Below are 20631 nucleotides of genomic sequence, written 5' to 3'. Positions count from 1 at the left end.
ATCAATTTGGAACAAAAACATTAAAAATAGACGGAAAATTATAAAAATTTCATTTAAATCTGGCATTTGTGAGCTATAATGAATTAAATTCGTTTCAATAGATTCATAAATGGTTCATTCTTTTCACTAATTTCCATCTATGTTGAACCACTTGCGGTTCAACATAGATGCATTCATAGGAGGATTTAAGCCATGTCCGACATTCCTGTCCAAATTGAAAGTAAATATCTCTTGAAGATTCTTGATAGTCTTGAAAGTGGGATGAATATTGTTGACAAAAACGGAACGATTATGTGGGTAAACCAAGCATGTTGTAAGCTTTTTAACAAAAGTAAGGAAGATTTGATTGGTAGGAATATTTTCGTTCTGAAAAAAGAGGGTGCGTTCACTCCATCCGTAATCGAAATGGCTTTACAAAATGGAAGTACTGTAACCACTGTGCAAGAAATTACTGGTGGTAATAAGATGACAGTAACAGGGGACATTATTTTGGATGAGAAGGAAAACCCCGTTTATTTTGTAGCACATGGCCATGATTTAAGCAATTGGATGGATAATGTTTCTAAACTAGAATGGGAAGAATTAGCCCCCGTATTGACTCGATATTTACTAGAAATAAAAAAAATGAATACCCGGTATATTCTCATAAAAGAAGAACAGTCCTTTATAGGACATAGCAAAGTACATAAATTGCTTACTGAAATCATGGAAAGAGTGGCAAATGTTGATTCAACTGTGCTTGTTAACGGAGAAACAGGAGTTGGAAAAAACGTAGTTGCGAAGCGTATTCATGAGTTGAGCGAACGAAATAGTCAGCCCTTTGTTCACTTAAATTGTGCAGCAATTCCCGATTCCCTTCTCGAATCTGAATTGTTCGGCTACCATAAGGGAGCCTTTACAGGTGCTAATTCAAAAGGTAAAACAGGGCTCGTCAAAACAGCCGAAAAAGGAACACTTTTTTTGGATGAAATTAGTGAACTTCCACTACATCTGCAGCCCAAACTCCTTCAATTACTGCAGGACAAAACCTATATACCTATTGGCGGTTCACAGTTAGTAAAGGCTGATATTCGCATTATTGCAGCAACAAATCGTAAAATCGAGGAAATGGTAAAAGAGGGGAAATTCCGAGCCGACCTATACTATCGCCTTCATGTTTTACCAGTAAACATCCCACCGTTACGCGAGCGACATGAAGATATTTTTCCACTAATCCATTTCTATTTGCAAAAGTATAACCAGATATTCAACCAGACACGTACCTTCTCGAAGCAAACGATAGGTATTTTACAACGTTATCAGTGGCCGGGAAATATACGCGAGTTGGAAAACACTATTGAGCAACTTGTTATTATGGCTAAAAAGGAAGAAATCTCGATTCATGATTTACCAGAACGCTTTCTCTCAGTAAGCATGGAAGAAGACGCTTTACAATCTCTAAAAAAAGGAAGCAATTTAAACGAGATTATCGAAAGTATGGAAAAAACAATTATTGAACAGGCGATTAAGGAAAATACGACTACACGTAAAACTGCAAAAGTTCTTGGAATCACCCAAACTTCACTGATCCGTCGGTTAAAGAAATACAATATCCGCAATGAAAAAGAATAGCGTTTTTGTTGTAGGGGGATTAATTTTTTTCTTAATTTGATGGCTATAAGGCAGTATCCCATGCCCACCAAATTAAGATTTTGAAGTCCGTCCAAAATTTCATCTTGCCTTTTCCTATTCAAATAACTATTTTGTTAAAGTTTAATTGGTCCGATATGATAGATTACTTCTAAATATTCACCTAACATATTCACAGTTACTCTTTGTCATTTAAAAAGAGGACCTGCTATTCGTAGCAAATCCTCTTTTGTTAACCTGGAACTTAATAAAAAATGCTTTCTTTCAATTATTTTTGAATGAATTCCAACAAAAATAATATTTCCGTTTTACTTTCATTCGCTATCAAGCATATACAGTTTCATACGAAATCGATTAAAAAATCGTACCATCCTTTTTAACCTACATTGGATAATAAGACTGTAATGGATAATAGGACTGTGATGGATAATACGATTGTAATGGGTAATAAGGCTGTAATGAATAATACGATTGTGATGGATTATGGATTTCCTGCATTTGTTGTGCTTGAAATGCTTGTTGCTGCGCTTGTATAGCATGATGAACAGCTTGAATAGTACTTTGTGCAGGCCCCTGTCCCCCTAAAGGACGCATTTGCTTCTCATTGTAAAAACAATTACGAAACATTCTTTATTCACCTCACCCCTGCAAATATTTTTGTCTTCCACCTTTCATACTATGAATATTGAATTAAGGTGGATAATACATGAAACATTACACCTTGTAATTCCTAAATCTCTTTCTTTCAATTATTTTAACTTAATCCAATTTCCTATCCCCCTCTATCCACTTCATTGTTTTTTCTACATCTAATTCCGTATAAGTCTTTTCGCCATAGCGAACTGATTCATACAACGGAATAATGTCTCTCGTTCTACATATTCGTTTTAACCATTGTTGCATCGTTTCATAGGACCTTCGCTGTTCGTGAAATGGTAAAGTCCTCTCCCATTCAACTAACGCTTTCCTTATCGTATCTGTAGGTAACGGTTGCTTTAACCGATGCTTCACTTTCTCGTTTTTTTCGGTTCTTACCGTATATTCTTTCGTTACCGATTGTTTCTCCTGTTCTATTTCTGATTTCATTAACTTTTTCCTAACTGATTTATAAAGAAAATATATAATTACCGCTGCAATAACTACATAAAAAACTACAGTAATCCATGAATTTGAAAGAAAAGAAAATATGGCTCCCCATGAATTTTTCTTTTCGAAATCTTTAATTTTTTACCCGTTGGCGTCCTATCCCTATTTTCTTCTTTTGTATTTTTCACAGATCTGCCAGTTCCATCATCTTCATTATTTTCATAGTTTATTGTTTCCTTATAAATTTTTTCAGATTTCTTCTCACTAAAAAAACGCTCTTTTACTATGTCTTGTACATGCACCACACCTTGTGATAACGATATTGCACTAATCGCAAAGAAAAGTATGATTAAAGCTCTTACACTCCAAAACTTCACTTTCATATGCCGTTTTTTATTCAACATGACATAAATCCCTTCTTATTCTTTAATTACAATCCATTTATTCGTTCTACTATATTTCTTTGGAGAAGTACCCAAAATTAAAGGAACTGCATCCAATTCCTTACGACGAAAGCCAGCTGTGTAAAAATAAGAAGAAGATACAGGCGTATCTTGGTCCGATATTGAGGCAAGTATCTTTAATATATTTTGCAAATGTTTCCGATTATCCCCGTTTTTTATATGTAGCAAACCGTTATCTTTCACACTATTAATCCATAATTCAAATGAACAATCTTGCAAAAGCAGTTGCTTGCATATGCCTGCTGTTAATTCAATTAGTTCTTCTGTATCCTTTCGCAAAGAAACGCCACTTTTATTTTGCAAATTGAGATAAATCGCATATTTATCTGATTGTGTTCGCTCGTATTTTTTTGCTGTTATTGTCCCTGTTTTCGCTGTTGCACTCCAGTGGATGGAACGAAAATCTTCATTTTCGTAAGACTTCACTCCCATTACTTTCGTTTCATCATATAGCGGTGAAGACATCGCTTTTCGAAATCCCCGTGACCATTCTTGTAATTCAGGAACTTGTATTTTCGGAACGGCTGGTAAAACTAAATAGGACGGCGTATCAACTTGTTTATATGTTATATGGTTCGTTATGAATCCAAAAAGATCCGAAATAACAATTTCAATCTCTTCCCATTTCGCGATACCTCTTTTTAGCGCTACAGCTTGCAAATCAAATGAAACTGACTCTCCTCCTTTTAAATTCATATTCATATAATAATTTGAACCTGTACTATGATTTTTGTTTAGTTCATCATGATTCCAAGTTAACTTATTTTCACATTTAAATCGAAATACGATATTGAAAATAGGAAAAATCGATTTGTTTGAAATTATTATTTTGCACGTGTTCGTTTCACCGATAAAAACATTCGAATTTCCTTGATCGTATTCCCAGTTAACGCGAGATACTCTCCGTATGTATACATGCGTAGCACTTATTAAAATTAAATACAAAAATACGAGAGATAAAATGAGTAGATTACTTGAAAATACACATAAAATAACAGCTATAACTGACATAACACCTATTACGAAAGGCTCCGCTAATGGTGTATACACAAGCTTTTTATTCATCGTACATTCTCCACTGGCACATCGATCTCATGAAGAATTTCTTTAATAATTTGTTCTTTCGTCGTTTTCATCTCCCCTTCAATCGTTAATGTTAAACGATGAGCACAAACGGATGCAGCTAGTAGTTTTATATCATCTGGCGTACAATAATCTCTTTCATTTAATATTGCCCGTGCTTGAATCGCTCTCATAAATGCCAATGTCCCCCGAGGACTTACACCAATTTCAATTAACTCATGATTACGAGTTGCCTCAATGATTTCAAGAAGATAATCTTGCACATCATTCCCTACTAACACTTCTCTCGCACGTTTTTGCACCGTAATAATTTCTTCACTTGAAATAATTGATTGTAACGTTTCTAACGGATCATTCGTTTGAAAACGATTCATCATCTCCTTTTCTGCTTCTCTCGTAGGATAACCTTGTCGAATAGTAAGTAAAAATCGGTCTAATTGAGCATCAGGTAAAGGAAATGTACCAGCCGATTCAAGAGGATTTTGCGTTGCAATTACTAAAAAAGGTTCTGGTAGTGAATGTGTCTGTTTCGCAATTGTAACAGTACGTTCTTCCATAACTTCAAGTAACGAAGATTGTGTTCTCGGTACAGCTCGATTAATTTCATCCACTAATACTATATTTGCAAAAATAGGCCCTAACCTCGTTTTAAATTCCGATTCCTTCACATCAAAATATTCGAGACCAATGACATCTCCAGGCAAAGTATCAGCTGTAAATTGTATTCTTTGAAACTTAGCGTCCACACTTTTAGCCAAACTTTTCGCTAATGTTGTTTTTCCCGTCCCAGGTACATCTTCTAATAAAATATGCCCTCTTGCTATAAGAGCTATAGCTGCCAGTTCAATCGATTCATCTTTTCCTATAATAACTTTCGAAATATTGTTAGTAATTTTCTTTAATATGCTCATATATTTATCTCCTGTCTTTATTTATTCTGAAAATTAAGAATTGTTATTTTCCAAATTATAACACATTACAGTAGAAGTAAATATGTTCCTATCAAAATAAAAAAGATACCCTTAGCAATACGCTAAGGATATCTTTTTATCATATTATTTTACTAACTCTCCATTATAAGCTTTTATATCAAGTGGAGCAGTTAAAAATTGTGGTGCTTTACTAACGAAGGCAGTATAATGTTCACTCGTATTATGACTCGCAACTGCTTCTTTATCTTTCCATACTTCTACCATCGTATAGACATTTTCATTTGCTGTATCTTTATAAAGGTCATAGGATACATTTCCACTTTCTTCTCTTGAACCATGAATGAGTGGCTGAATTTCTTCTAAAAATGATTGTTGTTTCGCTGGATCTACTTGAAATATTGCGTGAATAATAATCATGGTGTTTCCCCTCTCATATTCCACTTATTTCTTTTAAATTTACTTCCACTCAGCAACTTTTTCAACTGGAAGACGTACTGATTGATAACCACTGTCAGCTGCTTTTCCGATTGAAATTAACATTACTGGTACGTGACGCTCTTTGTCTAATCCGAATGCTTCTGCGATTTGGTCTTTTTCAAATCCACCAATTGGGCAAGTGTCATAACCGTGAGCACGAGCTGCTAGCATAAATTGCATTGCTACAAGACCACCATCAATTAAAACAGTATCTTTCATTACTTCTGGTGTAACCATTGAGAAGTAACCTGAAAGTTTTTGCATTTGATCTTCTTTTACTTCTGCTGGCATTAAACCGCGCTCAACTGCTGTACCGTAAATTTCTTCTGCGTTATCAAAGTTGTTTAAGTCACCAAATACAGCAATCATTGCTGAAGATGTTTCTACTTGAGATTGGTTAAATTTAGCAAGTGGCGCAAGTGTTGCTTTTGCTTCGTCACTTTCAATAACAAGGAATCTCCATGGTTGCATATTTACTGAAGACGGTGCAAGCGTTGCTTCTGTAAGAATTTCAGTCATTTCCTCTTTGCTAATTTTTACAGCTGGATCGTATTTACGAATTGAACGGCGTCCTGTTAAAATTTCATTAAAGTCATTTGTTTTTAGTAAGTTTGTCATAGTTGTATTCTCCCTTTTTTATAATTCTTTTATGTTTTCTTGAATGCGGTCTAACATCGTTAAAAGATTGTCGCGTTCTTCTTCACTTAATCCTTTAAATGCTGAAGTAGCGAAACGCTCTTTTTCCTCTTGATACACTTGAATTTTATTTCGCCCCTCTTCTGTAAGAGAAACTAACGTAATTCTGTTATCATCTGGATTTTTACGTCTTGTAATCATTCCGTTTGCTTCCAGCTGTTTTAAATGCCTCGTAATCGCAGCATTATCAATATTCACTTCTTGCTGAAGTGCTTTTTGACTAATTTCACCTACTTCATATAACTGAAGTATAAGCTCTAGTCTAGATTGACTCATACCCGTACACCCTTCAAACTTCGAACTTACTTCTTTATTGAGGAAGTGTAATTTATATAAAATTATTGCTTCTTTTGAGCATGAACTTGTCAAATTACCCCTCCTTTACATCCAAACTAAAAATGTTTGATACATCAATAGTTGATATGTCAATTAATATAATCTATATCGATTTAGAATGCAAGCATTTTGTTTTCATTTTATTTTTTCCAAATTAAGGCGCTTTGTAGCGTTACAAAAAATGTAAATTACATTATAATAGTAATAATTTAAATGACTGGAGAGTGATTGTAATGCGGCAATACACAAATAGAAATGAGGAAATGAAAATGGAAAATGAAATGAGGATATTTATATATAACAACAATAAATATAGGGATTGTAGCGCACGTAGACGCTGGCAAGACGAGTTTGACTGAGCGTATTCTTTATGAAACAAATGTGATTAAAGAAATTGGCCGAGTTGATAGCGGCAGTACGCAAACTGATTCAATGGAATTAGAAAGACAGCGCGGAATTACGATTAAAGCATCTGTCGTTTCTTTCTTTATTAATGATTTAAAAGTAAATGTCATTGATACACCTGGACACGCTGATTTTATCGCTGAAGTGGAGCGATCATTCCGCGTTTTAGACGGTGCGATTTTAGTTATTTCTGCCGTTGAAGGCGTGCAAGCACAAACGAAGATTTTAATGCGAACACTACAGAAACTAAACATACCGACTGTTTTATTTGTAAATAAAATAGACCGCAGTGGCGCAAATACTGAAAAAGTTGGGAATCAAATAAAAGAGATTCTTTCAAATGAAGCATTCCCCTTCTACTCTGTAAAAAACGAAGGAACAAAAGAAGCACGGATTATTGAATATAAATCATATGACGATTGTATGGAACTGTTAGCACCATATAACGAAGCATTGCTTGCATCATATGTAAATAACGAAATCATCCCGGATGCACTTTTAAGAAAAGAACTAGAAAAACAAATACAACAAGCAAATGTTTATCCAATCTTTTTCGGTTCAGCAATGACAGGTATGGGCGTAACTGAACTACTTGAAATTATTTCAGCCTTACTTCCAGCTAAAAAATCGGCACAAAATGAAACATTATCTGGTGTTGTATTTAAAATAGAACGTGAACCTTCTGGTGAAAAGGTTGCTTATGTAAGAGTTTTTTCAGGTAGTTTACACGTTAGAAAATATGTTGATATACAGCGCAGTACGTCTCTATCCCATAAAGAAAAGATTAAAAAAATGTCCATGTTTCATAATGGAGATGCAGTTCAAGCTTCTACCGTTCATAGCGGAGAGTTTTGCAAAGTGTGGGGACTAAGTGATATAAAAATTGGTGATATTATCGGTGAACGGACGGATTATATAAAGGATATTCACTTTGCTGAACCACAAATGGAAGCAGCTATTGAAGCAACGTCTAAAGGAAGAATTCATGATTTATACGCTGTACTTATGGAACTATGTGAAGAAGATCCACTCATTAAAGTATGGAAAGACGATGTTCATAATGAACTGTATATTCGACTTTTCGGTGAGGTGCAAAAAGAAGTAATTGAAACAACACTTTATGAAAAATACAACCTACAAGTTACCTTTTCAAATACGCGAGTTGTATGTATTGAAAAACCAATTGGCTTAGGTAATAGCGTTGAAGTAATGGGTGAAAAAGCGAATCCATTTTATGCAACAATTGGCTTCAAAGTTGAACGTGGTGCGCTTAACTCTGGCATAACGTATAACTTAGGTGTTGAACTTGGATCACTGCCTTTAGCATTTCATAAAGCGATTGAGGATACAGTATTTCAAACGTTAAAACAAGGTTTATTTGGATGGGAAGTTACGGACATTTCTGTCACGTTAACACATACTGGTTATGCTAGTCCTGTTACAACTGCGAGTGACTTTAGAAATTTAACACCACTCGTTTTAATGGATGCATTAAAACAAGCTGAAACATGCGTATATGAACCAATTAATGAATTTGAATTAACTGTTCCCGAGCACGCAATTAGTACCTCAATGTATAAGCTTGCTGCTATTTCAGCAACTTTTAGAGAGCCTAGATTATATAATGACTCCTACCATCTAACAGGATCATTACCTGTTGCGAAAACAGAGGATTTTAAACGAATGCTCCATTCATTCACTGAAGGAGAAGGAATCTTTACAACAAAGCCAGGTGGTTTTACAAAACTTACGGCTCCCTTCCCTACTCGAAAACGTGTTGATTATAATCCGCTGAATCGTAAGGATTATTTACTTCATGTGCTGAAGGCTTATTAAATCATATAAATAACAAAAAAAAGCGCCACTACGTATGATATGTGGGCGCTTTTTTGTAAGCAAAATTAAGGTAAAGCTGGTTCAAACTCTCCTGTAATCGTTTGATATCCATTATTGCTCTCATATTCTTGTTTCCGCTCTAACCCGAACTTTTCTAAAATAGGCAGGTCATTTGTTGAAAATACATAACTATTTTCTAGCGCCACGTGTTCATGCCATGCCCAATTTGGTACAACAAAGAAATCTCCTTTAGACCAGTCGAAGCGAACACCATTAATAATCGTATATCCTGCTCCTTCATGTACATGATAGATTGATGCATGTGTATGGCGATGCGCTTTTCCTTTGAATCCCTTCGGCAATTTTTGCATCCAAGCTGCAATCGTTGGACACGCTGTTTCACCGTTCGATGGATTTATATATTCAACAGCATAACCATCGTAAGCATCTGGTTCAAAACGACTTAATCCGTTAAGCGCTGCTTCCGTCCCTGCCCATTTGTAGGAACTAAGTGGAGCTTTCTTCGCATATCGGTCCGAAACCGGTCGAACCATTCCACCTTCATAACGCTGAGCAGTATAATTATCCGGCACATTCGGCTGTTCAATTTTTTCTGGATACGGCTCAAAGAACGTACCACCGAGATAATAAATGGTCGGAATATCAAGGCAATCCATCCAAATCATCGGTTTGTCACCTGTATGACCATGTCCATGCCACAGTCCATTTGGAGTTGTTAAGAAGTCTCCCCGTTCCATGAAAATACGCTCTCCTTGCACAATTGAGTAAGCCCCTTCTCCTTCCATGACGAAACGTAACGCATTTTGAACATGTCGATGTGACGGAGCGGTTTCTCCAGGTTGTATCAATTGAACCGCTGCATATAATGTTTGGGTGGTCGATGCCCATCCCCAAGGTTTTCTATAATTAAGTCCAGGATTTTGAAAGTAGATGGCCCGGCGTTCTCCCCCGCGGTCTGGTGTAAATATTTGCGTCGCCTCCGTTAACTTCTTTTGGAGCAATTCAGATTTCCAAAGGTACGCTTGTGCATGGGGTTCAGGTGTATGTTTCATTAAATCTGGGATCGCGTTCCAAAGTGGTCCGAGATGATATTGTTCTATATCACGGTTGAAATCTTGTACGAGTGTACTTTCAAAAAAAGCATTTTTTTCCGCCATTTTATTTTCCCCCTTTATCGTTCATTAAATTTAGATAAATTCCGCTCGATTTGTTTATAATGTTTTTCTGTATGTTCTACGATGAGGTGATTAACGATAAAGTCAATCGACTTATTGTTAAATCGGGGATTGCGACTTGGAGCCTGAATATTTAACTCCTCGTCTGTTAATGTGCTCAGTACATTTTCTATGATGATTGGTATAGTAGAAAGTTGCTGAATGACTTCTTCTACAGATTTTTCATTTATATTCTCTTCTGAAACTGCTTGTAGGCGTACTCCATCTGTTAAGCCGCGGCCCCATAAGTTTTCATTGTTTAATTTAATATTGTTTATTTCCTTTGCCCAATACGGAATAGCTTCCGCTACATGTGTAATGATCTGCATAACTGACCATTCATCTTCTGAAGGTTTCCAATAGATGATTTCCTCTGGTAAAGGCTTAACAATAGTTTTTATCTTATCGATTGATTCATAAATAGATTCAGCCGCATGGACTTGTACGTTTTTCGTCATAGTACTGGCACCTCTAACTTTTGTTTTACTTTATTTTCCAGTACACCTACTCCATCAACTTCGATTCGAACGATATCTCCATCTTTAAGAAATACTTGCGGATTACGTGCAACACCTACCCCACCTGGCGTACCTGTTAAAATGACATCCCCTGGCTCTAGTGTCATTAAACTAGATAAAAACGAAACGAGATATTGTACCGAGAATACTAGATTAGCAGTATTAGATTGCTGACGTGTCTCTCCATTCACTGTTAATACGATTTCCAAGCCAGATGGGTTCGTTAATTCATCTGATGTAATTAACCACGGACCCATTGGGGCACTTCCTTCAACTGTCTTACCTTGAAGCCATTGAATCGTACGGCGCTGAATATCACGATAAGTAATATCATTCGCAATTGTGTAACCTGCTACATATTCGAGGGCATCTCCTTCTGAAACATTTCGGGCACGCTTTCCTATTACAAAAGCAAATTCAGCTTCATAATCTAGTTGTTCAGAAATCGGATAAAATGGAATATCATCTTGCGGACCAACTACTGTATTCGCAAACTTCGCAAAGATGACCGGAAATTCAGGTAATTCTCGTTTCATTTCCAAAATATGCTCACGATAATTGTGACCTACACATATAATTTTTCCTGGCGCCGGTACTGGAGCTTCTATTTTCACTTCACCTTCTTCAAATACCAATTTATCTTCATGATTTTTCATAAGCGCATAAGCGATCGCATCTTTTGCTAAATTCATGCTTTCTGTTCCACCTTGTAAAAATCCATTCATATCCTTTGGTATATACGCCTCTGCAATGTGAGCGGCCCGAATGTTTCCTTCGCTGGTCAATTTCGCTTTATAAGCAGCATGCAAATCAATCAATTTTCCGTTCTCTAAGGCAGCAATTCTCGCTTCTCCATTATGTGTAAAAGTAACAAGTTTCATAGTAATCTCCCTTTCCTTTAAATGATTGAAGGTTCTACCTTCTCAAATAATCGAGAACGATAGTAGCGTATAACTTTCCAGCCCACTTTTTGTTATAAAAGATAAAAAGTATTTCCCTCTGGACCAAGTGGTATATGTCCCAATTCTATTAACTCTACAATTGGCAGAAATACATTTTTTTCTTCAGCTAATTCAGCAGCACATGCAACAACACTTATGTACATCGCATGCCCAACGAGAAATTTCACTGTTTTTTCCTCTCCGACATGCTTGAAAGCTTCTTTATAAACACTATGAAAGATTGCTTCTGGTACTTTATCTACTACATCTACAAGAAGTTTCTCGTTACCTACACGTACAATTTTTTCTTTCAATTGATCAGGCACTGCCGCTAGTGCCCCCCATAAATCGTTATCTTCAAATGAAATCCGCTCAATTGTTTCATTTAATTTTTTCTTGAAATCCATTTGATTTCATATTCACTAATGTTTAGAGAACTCATAAATTGATCAATTTTCTTCTCAGCCTCTACATTTTGCTGTCCAATGTTGCAATACCAGTTCATCGTCATTAACCGTTCAATCATTCCATTTGTAGAACGTGCATGAGAACCATATTTTTCTTCATTCATGAATTGAGACAAAGTCATTTCTTATCGCTCCTTTCATATCGTTCATGTTATCCATCTAAGTATTTTTATACTTTTAATATTTCGTTGTCAGTTCAGGAGGTCCAAATTTCGGTCCGTATGGCCCCTCATCAAGCCATCTTCCAAGCCTCGGAACGATAGATACCATTGAAGCAGCAATGTCGCGTTTCATGTTCATTTCAGGAGAGTTCCCCTGAAGGTGATGAAGCGCAGTAGTTGAAGCATCTCGGTTCCATTTAGCTGCAATTCGACGTTCGTTTGCAGCTGCTTCAATCTCGTTTATCCGCTCTTCTTCAGAGGTAGATTGTAGCGCCTTCTCAATACCTCTCGCAGCGAGAACAGCATCTGGTATTCCAGAGTTTAATCCACGTGCTCCGAATGGGGCGAATAAGTGTGCTGCTTCTCCAGCTAGAAGAACACGACGTTTTTCGTCAGTAAATGAATTTGCCACTACTTGATGGAAACGATAGGAAGACACCCACGTAATCCTCTCAGCGTACTTAGCATCCATCACCTTTGGCAACCACTTCTTAACACTTTCAATATTTGTATAATCATCTGGGTTATCTGAATCAAGCAGTTGTAAATCGATACGCCATCCGCCTTTAAACGGAACAAACATTACATTTCTTCCCTCCATAGCTGGATGCTGATAATGGAATATTCTTTCTAAAGGAAGTGGATCTGTTTCATCTTCTTTCGCATCTACGACGATAAAAGTATCTGCTGTGCGCGGACCTTCAAACGTTAATCCCACTTGCTCTCTTACGATTGAACGTGCTCCATCACATCCAATTACATACTGTGCCTTTAAGATTTCGTCATTTGTGATTGTTACTTCTACTCCAGAGTCTGTAATGTGTAACTTTTTAACTGGAGCATCCCAAAGGAATTCAACGCCCGCATTTATACAAGCCTCATACATATGCTTTTCAATCTCATCTTGGTGAAGAGCTGTGAAATGAGGTAATCTGTTGAACTTAAGGTTTTCATCCTTACCATAATTTCGTACATATACTTCTTTACCTTTATAAAACGTTCGTTTTACAGGCCAAATAATTCCGTTATGAGCAAGTGTAAAACCAAGGCCTTCGGCAGTCTCCTCCAGTAGTTTTAACGAAGCACTATGCAAATAGATCGCTCTACTTCCTGGTCGTGGTCTTCCGAATGAATCTGCCTCAATTACTAAAGTTGATATCCCCTTCTTTTGTAATGCAAGTCCTGCTACAAGTCCTACTGGGCCCGCACCAACAACAATGGCATCATATTTTTTTTCTTTTCCCATCAATATCTCCCCTTTATTCACAATTTCCCATTATGATATCTTCACTCGTTCTTATTTAACTCTCTACAGTTTTTATCTCCGGCATCATCTTCCTCCGAATATCCTCAGGTATTGGATGCGCTTTCGCTTTTTCTTTGAAAGAAGTCCATGCACGAGTTTCATAACCTTCTGCCACGACCTGTTCGCCTTTTACAAAAACATGTTGAATTGTAAAAACTTTATTACGCAATTCATTCACAGTACTTTTCACAACTACTTGGTCTTCAAAACGAAGAGGCGACTTAAATTGGCATTTTGCTTCTAGTAAGGGCAAACCAATTTGTTGTTCTTCGTAAAGTTCGACTGAAGGATAACCAATTTTTTTAAAGTATTCATGAGTTGCTTCGTCCATCCATTTATAAAAATTAGGATAATACACAATGCCCGCAGCATCTGTGTCTCCCCACCTTACTTGAAAAGTATATTCTTCCATTATGCCTTCCCTCCCATCTATCAAACTGTTGGACTAATATTAGAAGATACTTGTTCTCTCAGTTTCAACTTTTGAATTTTCCCACTTGCTGTTACAGGAAATTCATCAGTAAAGATCACTTTCTCTGGCAGTTTATAAATTGCCATTCTCTCTTTAAGATAGAATTTTATTTCTTCTTCTGTACTTACTTCCCCATGCTTTAACCGTATGACCGCACATGCAACTTCCCCTAGCACTTTATCTGGAAGTCCCACAACTGCAGCTTCGATTACTTTTGGATGTTTCATAATGACTGCTTCAATTTCCTGAGGATAAACGTTTAGCCCGCCTCTTATAATCATCTCTTTCTTTCGTCCTACGAACCTTAAATAGCCTTGAGAATCAAGTGTGCCTAAATCTCCTGAATAATACCAACCTTCATTATCCAAAACCTGCTTTGTCTGTTCAGCCATATTATAATAACCTTTCATTACTCCAAATCCCTTAACGGCGATTTCTCCCACTTCTCCGTGCGGAAGCGTTACTCTATTTTCATCTACAATTTTCAATGTTACTCCTGGGATTGCCTTTCCAAGAGTTTCTGTTATGTTCTGATTTGTATCATCATACGAGGTCATCGTAATAGAAACCGTTTCAGTTATCCCAAATGATTGACAAAGGTTAATTCCCATCCGTTCTCGTATCTCCGTCACTGTTTTTGCTGGAATAGGTGCGGCGCCAACTAATCCGGCACGCAATGAAGATAAATCATATTTATCAAAATCCTCTAATTCTAGTTCTTTTATAAACATTGTTGGTACGCCTTTTTGGATGGTTACCTTTTCTTGTGCAATTAATTGTAAAGTTTCTCGCGGACGAAATCTTTCTTGCAATACTATTCGTCCTCCCATCGCTACTGCACAAAGCATATTAATTGCCATACCAAAAATATGAAACAGTGGTGCTGAAATTATAAATACATCATCTTGTGTACAATGCAGCTCTATTCCTATCGTTTGCGCAGATTGTACAACAGCACGATGTGTAACCATTACACCTTTTGGGGTTCCCGTCGTTCCTGACGTATATAATATACAAAACAAATCTTCATTCACATTTATACTTACTGGTTCAACATCCATTATTTCCGTACGCATTAACTCCTCATACGTACTAAGATTTTCTTGCGGAAATCTTACTGTAATAGCTTTTTGTACCATATTAAGTACTTTTTCAAACCCAAAATTCTTTTCAAATTCTTCTGAAGCTATTAATAGCTTCGGAGTTGAACTTTTCAATATATATTCAATTTCAAATGATTTATATTTTGGATTAAACGGAACAATTGTCGCTCCTAATTTTGCTGCTGCAAAATATATAACTACTGTTTCGGACCAGTTTGGTAGAGATACGGCGATGCGGTCTGCTTTACCTATTCCTAGTCTCTTAAATGCAGTAGCCAAACAATCTATTTCGTTTTTCAATTGTTTGTATGTAATTCGTCTCGTTAAATCATATATTGCTTCTTTTTCACCGTAAGATGAAACAATAGATTCTATCAGCTCATACACCGCTAATAAGTTCTTATTCTTTTTCATTCTCTCACTCACTTTCTATCGTCTTACCAACTAGCCCGAGTTTTTTATCCCATACTTATAGCCGGATAAACGATGTAGGAAAACCAGGAAGGACTCCCCCTGGTTTTTCTAATACAAAGCTTCCCAAATCGCTGCAATTCCTTGCCCTCCGCCAATACAAACAGCGGATACCCCATACTTCTTATTTCTTCTTCTTAATTCATAAATTAAGGAAAGAGAAATTCTTGTTCCACTCGCAGCAAGTGGATGCCCAATCGCAATTGCCCCGCCATTTACATTCGCTTTATTAAGATCGAATCCTAATTCTTTTTGACAAGCTAAGTACTGCGCAGAGAATGCTTCATTAATTTCAATTAAGTCTAAGTCTGCTAGATTTAGATTTACTTTTTCTAATGCGCTTTGAATAGCCGGAACCGGTCCGATTCCCATATACTTCGGTTCTACTCCAACAACAGCCCAAGAAATGAGCTTAGCAATCGGTTTTAATCCTCTTTCATTTGCATAATCGCTTGATGCTAAAACAACTGCCGCTGCACCATCTACCATCCCACTTGCACTACCAGGAGTTACGACACCATTTTCCACAAAGCGCGGCTTTAGTTTTGCAAGTTTTTCTAAGCTTGTATGACGGATATGCTCATCTTCTTCAATGACCTGTTCTCCTTTTCTTCCTTTCACTGTTACTGGAACAATCTCTTCTTTTAAATACCCTTTCTCCCTTGCTAAAAGAGCTCGCTCATGACTAGAGAGTGCATGCTGATCTACTTCTTCTCTCGTTAAGTTATATTTTGCAGCCAAATTCTCAGCTGTTTCTCCCATCGTACATTTACCATACGTATCATAAAGACCATCCCATAACCAATCTTCTAAAGCCGGACCCCCGAGTGGACTTCCCCATCTCATTCCAGGTATTACGTGCGGCACTTGGCTCATGTTCTCCGTTCCTCCGGCAAGTGCAACTTCTGCTTCCCCGCTTAATATATAACGTGCGGCCGTTAAAATAGATTCAACACCTGTTCCGCAAAGTCGATTGATTGTCAAAGCGGGGACATGAATAGGTGCTCCGGCTTTTAAACCAACATGCCTTGCCAATAAATGTGCGTCTTTACTAGATTGCTGAACGTTACCAAATACAACTTGATCAATATCCTCTGCAGATATAGCAGCTTTTCGTATTGCTTCCTTAGCTGCAATTGCCCCTAATTCTGTTGCATTCATCCCCCGGAATGATCCCGAAATTTCAGCGAACGGAGTCCTCGCTCCCTCTAATAAAACAATTTCTTTCATATCCTTTTCACCTCATTATTTCCCTAAATAAACTGGTTTTCTTTTTTCAACGAATGCTTGTAATCCTTCTTTACGATCCTCTGTTGCGAAAGCATTTCCAAAACAGGTACTTTCAATGATTAAGCCTGTTTCAAGATCAGCATTACTTCCTACATTTACTGCCGTTTTTAACATTTGAAGTGCTACTGGTGGTTTTTTTGCCAATTTATATGCCCATTCCTTTGCAAACTCAAACAACTCTTCCGCAGGTACTACTTTGTTGACAATATGTAAACTGAAAGCACGCTCTGCATCAAACATATCTCCGAAATAAAGTAATTCTTTTGCTATACCTTGGCCGACAACCTTTTGAAGACGCTGTGTTCCTCCGCCTCCAGGAATAATTCCAAGTCCTACTTCTGGAAAGGCGAATTTTGCTTGATCCGAACAAATGCGTAAGTCACATGCGAGTGCAAGTTCAAAACCGCCACCAAGAGCTAATCCATTTATCGCAGCAATAACTGGTTTTGACATATTTTCAATTTTGCTAAATACCGTTCGTGAAGTTTTATTCATTTTGGTTACACCGACAAGATCAAGTGCTACCATTTCATTAATATCAGCGCCTGCAACAAATGCCTTCCTTCCGCTTCCTGTAAGAACGATAACTCGCACTTCTTCATTGGCTTCTAGTTCACCAAATAGACTGGAAAGTTCATGAAACACTTGTGTATTCAACGGATTTACAGGCGGTCGATTAATTGTAACGATCGCAACTTTATTTTCAATATCACAAATTAAAAACTCATAATTCATAACTTAATCCCCCATTCTTTATTCATAATCATAAAAACCTGCACCTGTTTTTTTGCCATGTCTACCTGCTCTAACTAGCTGTTTTAAAAGAAGCGGCGGCGCGTATTGATCATTATTTAGTTCTTCTTTGAAGTACTCCATCACGTGATACCCAATATCTACACCTGCAAAATCTTGTAGTGTAAACGGCCCCATCGGATAATTGAGGCCAAGTGTAACAGCCTTATCAATATCTTCTGCAGATGCAACCCCATCTTCAAGCAATTTAATTGCTTCAATAAATTGCGGAATCATAATTCGATTTACAATAAATCCAGGTGAATCTTTCTTTACTTCAACTGGTTCTTTCGAAAGTTTTTTAGATAACGCTTTCAATTCTTCGACTGTTTCATCACTCGTTTTATAGCCGCGAACAACTTCTACAAGTTTCATAAGTTGTGCAGGGTTAAAGAAATGCATACCTGCCACACGTTCTGGACGATTCGTTGCTGAAGCAATCTCTGTTATCGACATAGATGAAGTATTTGTTGCAAGTATAACCCCTTCAGGAACGATTCGATCAAGAGCTGCAAACACTTCCCTCTTCAAATCTAACTTCTCTAACACGGCTTCAATAACTACATCCGCATCTTTCATATCTTCTAAAGTTGTAGTGATTCGAATTCGGCCAAGCGCCTTTTCTTTATCTTCTTCCGTCATCTTTCCTCTTGTAACACTCTTAGTCATAAAACCATTCATACGTTGTATTGCATTATCTAAATAACGCTCTTCAATATCATGTAAAATAACCGTAAATCCATGTAATGCAGCTAAATTTGCAATGCCAGAACCCATAGATCCTGCACCGACAATGCCAATTGTTTGAATTGCCATTTTGCTACCTCCTTGAATAAATTTTTAAATATTCTGTAAATAAATTATATCTATATCCAAAAAGTTTTTGTATGTACATAGTGTAGGAAATGCATATATTTCTTTCATACATTTTGATGGTATTCATTTCGGTTCAAACCGCTTTATTTTCCATTTAGTGAGAAGTACAGTTATTTTTCATACAAAAAGTGCGCACCTCAAGATAAATAATGTTTTCTTGAGGTACGCACTCTATGATGTGAATTTCGAAACTATATGTTATCGTTCTTTTCCATTTGATGAAATAACTTCTTTATACCAATAGAAGCTCTGTTTCTTTATTCTTTTTAAATCTTTTAAATCGTCTTCATCACGATTTATATAAATAAAACCATATCTTTTTCTGAAACCTTGATGCGTAGAAATTAAATCGATTGCAGCCCAAGGGCAGTAACCCATTACATCCACTCCATCTGCAATTGCCAATTCCATCTGTTCAATATGTTTTTTCAAATAATCAATTCGGTAATGATCTTGTACGGATCCATCTTCATCTACTTTGTCGTAAGCACCTATTCCATTCTCTGTAATAATAATTGGTAAGTGATAACGATCATTCACTTCTCTTAATGTAGCCCGGAAGCCAATTGGATCAATCTCCCAACCGAAATCGGTTAATTCTAGAAATTCATTATCGTCACCCATAAAGAATCCTTCTTCACCTACTTCAATTTGTTGATCACCAGCATCATCGATTACAAAGTTTTCATCATACTCACTAACAGTAATAGAAGAATAATAGTTAAAAGCTATATAATCGGGTTTTGAACTAGCTAGAATCTCCATATCTCCCTCTAGAATGACTGGTTCTATATTTTTGCTTTTCATGAAATTCCACGCTATATTGTTATATCGTCCATATACAGCCATATCTAGATATAGCCAATTACGAACTGCGTTACAATTTTGAGCTGCAATTATATCATTCGGCTTACATGTTTTCGGATACACATAACTAATATTTGGTGCTGGACCAATTTTCGCATCAGGTATCATCTTATGACATAAGTTTGTTACCTTTGCCTCTGCTAAAAGCATGTGATGATTTTGTTGATATAACTCTTTTTGAGATAATACAGATGTACCAATAGCCCCACCGTGTAAAATCATCATATTCTGTTCATTAATCGTTAACCAATTCTTTACTCGATCTCCAAAACGTTCAAAAAGGATTTCACAATATGTAACAAAAGCATCAATGGTAGCACGATTACTCCAGCCACCCTTTTTCTCTAATTCATACGGTAAATCAAAATGATACATCGTTACTAACGGTACGATATCATGCTTCAGCAATTCATCAATAAGATTACTATAGAATGTGATACCTTTTTCATTCACTTCTCCCGTGCCATTTGGAAGAATTCGAGTCCAAGCTATAGAAAAGCGATATACTTTCAGTCCTAATTCAGAAAAAAGTTTCACATCTTCTTTAAAATGATGATAATGATCACTACAAACTTTGAAATCTGATGTACCTTCAGGAATAACTTTCACATCTTGAACAGAAAGGCCTTTTCCATCTTCATTATAGGCACCTTCTACTTGATAGGCGCTTGTCGAAGCGCCCCATAAAAAGTCTTTTTTAAATGTAGTATTGAGCATATTTACCTTTCCCTTTCAAAAATAGTATTGTTATCGTTTATTTCTATTAATTTTGTTTCACTAAAAATGTTTCATAAACACTTATAAGCTCTTCTGCAATGATTTTAAATCCTTCTGCACTCATTAATTGATCTTCTGCATGCGCCAACAATAAGCTTACTTCTACTTTTTCACCAGCTGCTTCTCTACTAATCAATCCAGCATGTGCTCTATGGCCTTCAATAAAAGTTTCACTACCTTCGTTCATTAATTGTCTTGCTTGTTCAAAGTTACCCATTTTCGCTTCTTGAATCGCTTCAATATACGAAGATCGTGCGCTACCTACCGTTGATATAATTTGAAATACTACTAATTCATTTTGTTCCATAACAATTCTCCTAACATTTTTTTATTTTTATAATTCGAAAAAACAATCAGCGGGGTTTTGTTCATCCCCACTGATTACTAGCCAACACTAATTGGGCTTTTGCG

Annotated in this window: 19 protein-coding genes and 2 pseudogenes; 2 read left to right on the top strand and 19 right to left on the bottom strand. The window is 36.7% G+C overall.

Annotated features, from left to right (window positions below; all coding sequences use genetic code 11):
• Positions 1 to 192: 192 nt before the first annotated feature.
• Positions 193 to 1611, top strand: a complete 1419-nt coding sequence (locus tag CDB3_RS09220; protein ID WP_128854232.1) for a sigma-54 interaction domain-containing protein — start codon at positions 193 to 195, stop codon at positions 1609 to 1611.
• 399 nt (positions 1612 to 2010) lie between these two features.
• Here the strand turns inward: CDB3_RS09220 and CDB3_RS09215 are convergent, their stop codons facing one another.
• The 7 genes and pseudogenes from CDB3_RS09215 to CDB3_RS09185 all read right to left on the bottom strand — a co-directional run bounded on the left by CDB3_RS09215 (position 2011) and on the right by CDB3_RS09185 (position 6736).
• Complete coding sequence (locus CDB3_RS09215) at positions 2011 to 2256, bottom strand: DUF3947 family protein (protein ID WP_128854231.1); 246 nt, start codon at positions 2254 to 2256, stop codon at positions 2011 to 2013.
• A gap of 132 nt (positions 2257 to 2388) precedes the next feature.
• Positions 2389 to 3119 (bottom strand): annotated as a pseudogene (locus CDB3_RS09210) (signal peptidase II).
• 15 nt (positions 3120 to 3134) lie between these two features.
• Entirely contained in the window at positions 3135 to 4244 is a 1110-nt protein-coding gene (locus CDB3_RS09205; RefSeq protein ID WP_128854230.1) for a DUF58 domain-containing protein, read from the bottom strand.
• Positions 4241 to 5173, bottom strand: a complete 933-nt coding sequence (locus CDB3_RS09200; RefSeq protein WP_128854229.1) for an AAA family ATPase — start codon at positions 5171 to 5173, stop codon at positions 4241 to 4243. Before CDB3_RS09200 ends, CDB3_RS09205 begins: the two co-directional genes overlap by 4 nt.
• A 144-nt stretch (positions 5174 to 5317) precedes the next feature.
• The gene (locus CDB3_RS09195) at positions 5318 to 5611 is read right to left on the bottom strand and encodes a putative quinol monooxygenase (RefSeq protein ID WP_128854228.1); all 294 of its coding nucleotides are present in this window, start codon (positions 5609 to 5611) and stop codon (positions 5318 to 5320) included.
• A 39-nt stretch (positions 5612 to 5650) separates the two neighbouring features.
• Positions 5651 to 6289, bottom strand: coding sequence for a nitroreductase family protein (locus tag CDB3_RS09190; RefSeq protein WP_097830199.1), 639 nt, complete (start codon positions 6287 to 6289; stop codon positions 5651 to 5653).
• An 18-nt stretch (positions 6290 to 6307) separates the two neighbouring features.
• Positions 6308 to 6736, bottom strand: a complete 429-nt coding sequence (locus CDB3_RS09185; protein WP_128854227.1) for a MarR family winged helix-turn-helix transcriptional regulator — start codon at positions 6734 to 6736, stop codon at positions 6308 to 6310.
• 264 nt (positions 6737 to 7000) lie between these two features.
• Here CDB3_RS09185 and CDB3_RS09175 point away from each other — a divergent pair, with 264 nt between their 5' ends.
• Positions 7001 to 8944: an elongation factor G gene (locus tag CDB3_RS09175; RefSeq protein ID WP_128854225.1), complete on the top strand. Its 1944-nt coding sequence runs from the start codon at positions 7001 to 7003 to the stop codon at positions 8942 to 8944.
• 65 nt (positions 8945 to 9009) lie between these two features.
• On the opposite strand, the gene CDB3_RS09170 is transcribed toward CDB3_RS09175, so the two are convergent.
• The 12 genes and pseudogenes from CDB3_RS09170 to CDB3_RS09115 all read right to left on the bottom strand — a co-directional run bounded on the left by CDB3_RS09170 (position 9010) and on the right by CDB3_RS09115 (position 20527).
• Complete coding sequence (locus CDB3_RS09170; RefSeq protein ID WP_128854224.1) at positions 9010 to 10122, bottom strand: cupin domain-containing protein; 1113 nt, start codon at positions 10120 to 10122, stop codon at positions 9010 to 9012.
• A gap of 14 nt (positions 10123 to 10136) precedes the next feature.
• Entirely contained in the window at positions 10137 to 10637 is a 501-nt protein-coding gene (locus tag CDB3_RS09165) for a DinB family protein (RefSeq protein ID WP_128854223.1), read from the bottom strand.
• Complete coding sequence (locus CDB3_RS09160; RefSeq protein WP_128854222.1) at positions 10634 to 11578, bottom strand: fumarylacetoacetate hydrolase family protein; 945 nt, start codon at positions 11576 to 11578, stop codon at positions 10634 to 10636. The genes CDB3_RS09165 and CDB3_RS09160 overlap by 4 nt, the downstream gene beginning before the upstream one ends.
• Before the next feature lie 92 nt (positions 11579 to 11670).
• Positions 11671 to 12227, bottom strand: a pseudogene (locus CDB3_RS09155) (hypothetical protein).
• A 55-nt stretch (positions 12228 to 12282) separates the two neighbouring features.
• A complete protein-coding gene (locus tag CDB3_RS09150; RefSeq protein ID WP_128854221.1) occupies positions 12283 to 13512 on the bottom strand; it encodes an FAD-dependent oxidoreductase in 1230 nt (409 codons plus the stop codon).
• Between the two features lie 55 nt (positions 13513 to 13567).
• Positions 13568 to 13984: an acyl-CoA thioesterase gene (locus tag CDB3_RS09145; protein ID WP_128854220.1), complete on the bottom strand. Its 417-nt coding sequence runs from the start codon at positions 13982 to 13984 to the stop codon at positions 13568 to 13570.
• 20 nt (positions 13985 to 14004) lie between these two features.
• The gene (locus tag CDB3_RS09140) at positions 14005 to 15561 is read right to left on the bottom strand and encodes a class I adenylate-forming enzyme family protein (protein ID WP_128854219.1); all 1557 of its coding nucleotides are present in this window, start codon (positions 15559 to 15561) and stop codon (positions 14005 to 14007) included.
• Positions 15562 to 15669: 108 nt separating this feature from the next.
• Complete coding sequence (locus tag CDB3_RS09135; protein ID WP_128854218.1) at positions 15670 to 16848, bottom strand: acetyl-CoA C-acetyltransferase; 1179 nt, start codon at positions 16846 to 16848, stop codon at positions 15670 to 15672.
• Positions 16849 to 16863: 15 nt separating this feature from the next.
• Positions 16864 to 17643, bottom strand: a complete 780-nt coding sequence (locus CDB3_RS09130) for an enoyl-CoA hydratase/isomerase family protein (RefSeq protein ID WP_128854217.1) — start codon at positions 17641 to 17643, stop codon at positions 16864 to 16866.
• Positions 17644 to 17661: 18 nt separating this feature from the next.
• Positions 17662 to 18516: a 3-hydroxyacyl-CoA dehydrogenase family protein gene (locus CDB3_RS09125; protein WP_128854216.1), complete on the bottom strand. Its 855-nt coding sequence runs from the start codon at positions 18514 to 18516 to the stop codon at positions 17662 to 17664.
• A gap of 258 nt (positions 18517 to 18774) precedes the next feature.
• The gene (locus CDB3_RS09120) at positions 18775 to 20160 is read right to left on the bottom strand and encodes a glycoside hydrolase family 1 protein (protein WP_128854215.1); all 1386 of its coding nucleotides are present in this window, start codon (positions 20158 to 20160) and stop codon (positions 18775 to 18777) included.
• 46 nt (positions 20161 to 20206) lie between these two features.
• A complete protein-coding gene (locus CDB3_RS09115; RefSeq protein WP_128854214.1) occupies positions 20207 to 20527 on the bottom strand; it encodes a PTS sugar transporter subunit IIA in 321 nt (106 codons plus the stop codon).
• Positions 20528 to 20631: the final 104 nt, after the last annotated feature.

This window comes from Bacillus sp. CDB3 (genome assembly GCF_002081505.1).
Taxonomy (GTDB): domain Bacteria; phylum Bacillota; class Bacilli; order Bacillales; family Bacillaceae_G; genus Bacillus_A; species Bacillus_A cereus_AT.
Note: the sequence above shows the minus strand (reverse complement) of the source record. Positions and strands in the feature narration are given on the sequence as shown.

What these genes read in the sequence shown, in the direction of transcription:
- CDB3_RS09115 (WP_128854214.1), bottom strand. Translation starts at nt 20,527, where the DNA reads ATGGAACAAAATGAATTAGTAGTATTTCAAATTATATCAACGGTAGGT.
- CDB3_RS09215 (WP_128854231.1), bottom strand. Translation starts at nt 2,256, where the DNA reads ATGTTTCGTAATTGTTTTTACAATGAGAAGCAAATGCGTCCTTTAGGG.
- CDB3_RS09160 (WP_128854222.1), bottom strand. Translation starts at nt 11,578, where the DNA reads ATGAAACTTGTTACTTTTACACATAATGGAGAAGCGAGAATTGCTGCC.
- CDB3_RS09165 (WP_128854223.1), bottom strand. Translation starts at nt 10,637, where the DNA reads ATGACGAAAAACGTACAAGTCCATGCGGCTGAATCTATTTATGAATCA.
- CDB3_RS09205 (WP_128854230.1), bottom strand. Translation starts at nt 4,244, where the DNA reads ATGAATAAAAAGCTTGTGTATACACCATTAGCGGAGCCTTTCGTAATA.
- CDB3_RS09125 (WP_128854216.1), bottom strand. Translation starts at nt 18,516, where the DNA reads ATGGCAATTCAAACAATTGGCATTGTCGGTGCAGGATCTATGGGTTCT.
- CDB3_RS09130 (WP_128854217.1), bottom strand. Translation starts at nt 17,643, where the DNA reads ATGAATTATGAGTTTTTAATTTGTGATATTGAAAATAAAGTTGCGATC.
- CDB3_RS09150 (WP_128854221.1), bottom strand. Translation starts at nt 13,512, where the DNA reads ATGGGAAAAGAAAAAAAATATGATGCCATTGTTGTTGGTGCGGGCCCA.
- CDB3_RS09140 (WP_128854219.1), bottom strand. Translation starts at nt 15,561, where the DNA reads ATGAAAAAGAATAAGAACTTATTAGCGGTGTATGAGCTGATAGAATCT.
- CDB3_RS09220 (WP_128854232.1), top strand. Translation starts at nt 193, where the DNA reads ATGTCCGACATTCCTGTCCAAATTGAAAGTAAATATCTCTTGAAGATT.
- CDB3_RS09145 (WP_128854220.1), bottom strand. Translation starts at nt 13,984, where the DNA reads ATGGAAGAATATACTTTTCAAGTAAGGTGGGGAGACACAGATGCTGCG.
- CDB3_RS09195 (WP_128854228.1), bottom strand. Translation starts at nt 5,611, where the DNA reads ATGATTATTATTCACGCAATATTTCAAGTAGATCCAGCGAAACAACAA.
- CDB3_RS09135 (WP_128854218.1), bottom strand. Translation starts at nt 16,848, where the DNA reads ATGAAAGAAATTGTTTTATTAGAGGGAGCGAGGACTCCGTTCGCTGAA.
- CDB3_RS09190 (WP_097830199.1), bottom strand. Translation starts at nt 6,289, where the DNA reads ATGACAAACTTACTAAAAACAAATGACTTTAATGAAATTTTAACAGGA.
- CDB3_RS09120 (WP_128854215.1), bottom strand. Translation starts at nt 20,160, where the DNA reads ATGCTCAATACTACATTTAAAAAAGACTTTTTATGGGGCGCTTCGACA.
- CDB3_RS09200 (WP_128854229.1), bottom strand. Translation starts at nt 5,173, where the DNA reads ATGAGCATATTAAAGAAAATTACTAACAATATTTCGAAAGTTATTATA.
- CDB3_RS09170 (WP_128854224.1), bottom strand. Translation starts at nt 10,122, where the DNA reads ATGGCGGAAAAAAATGCTTTTTTTGAAAGTACACTCGTACAAGATTTC.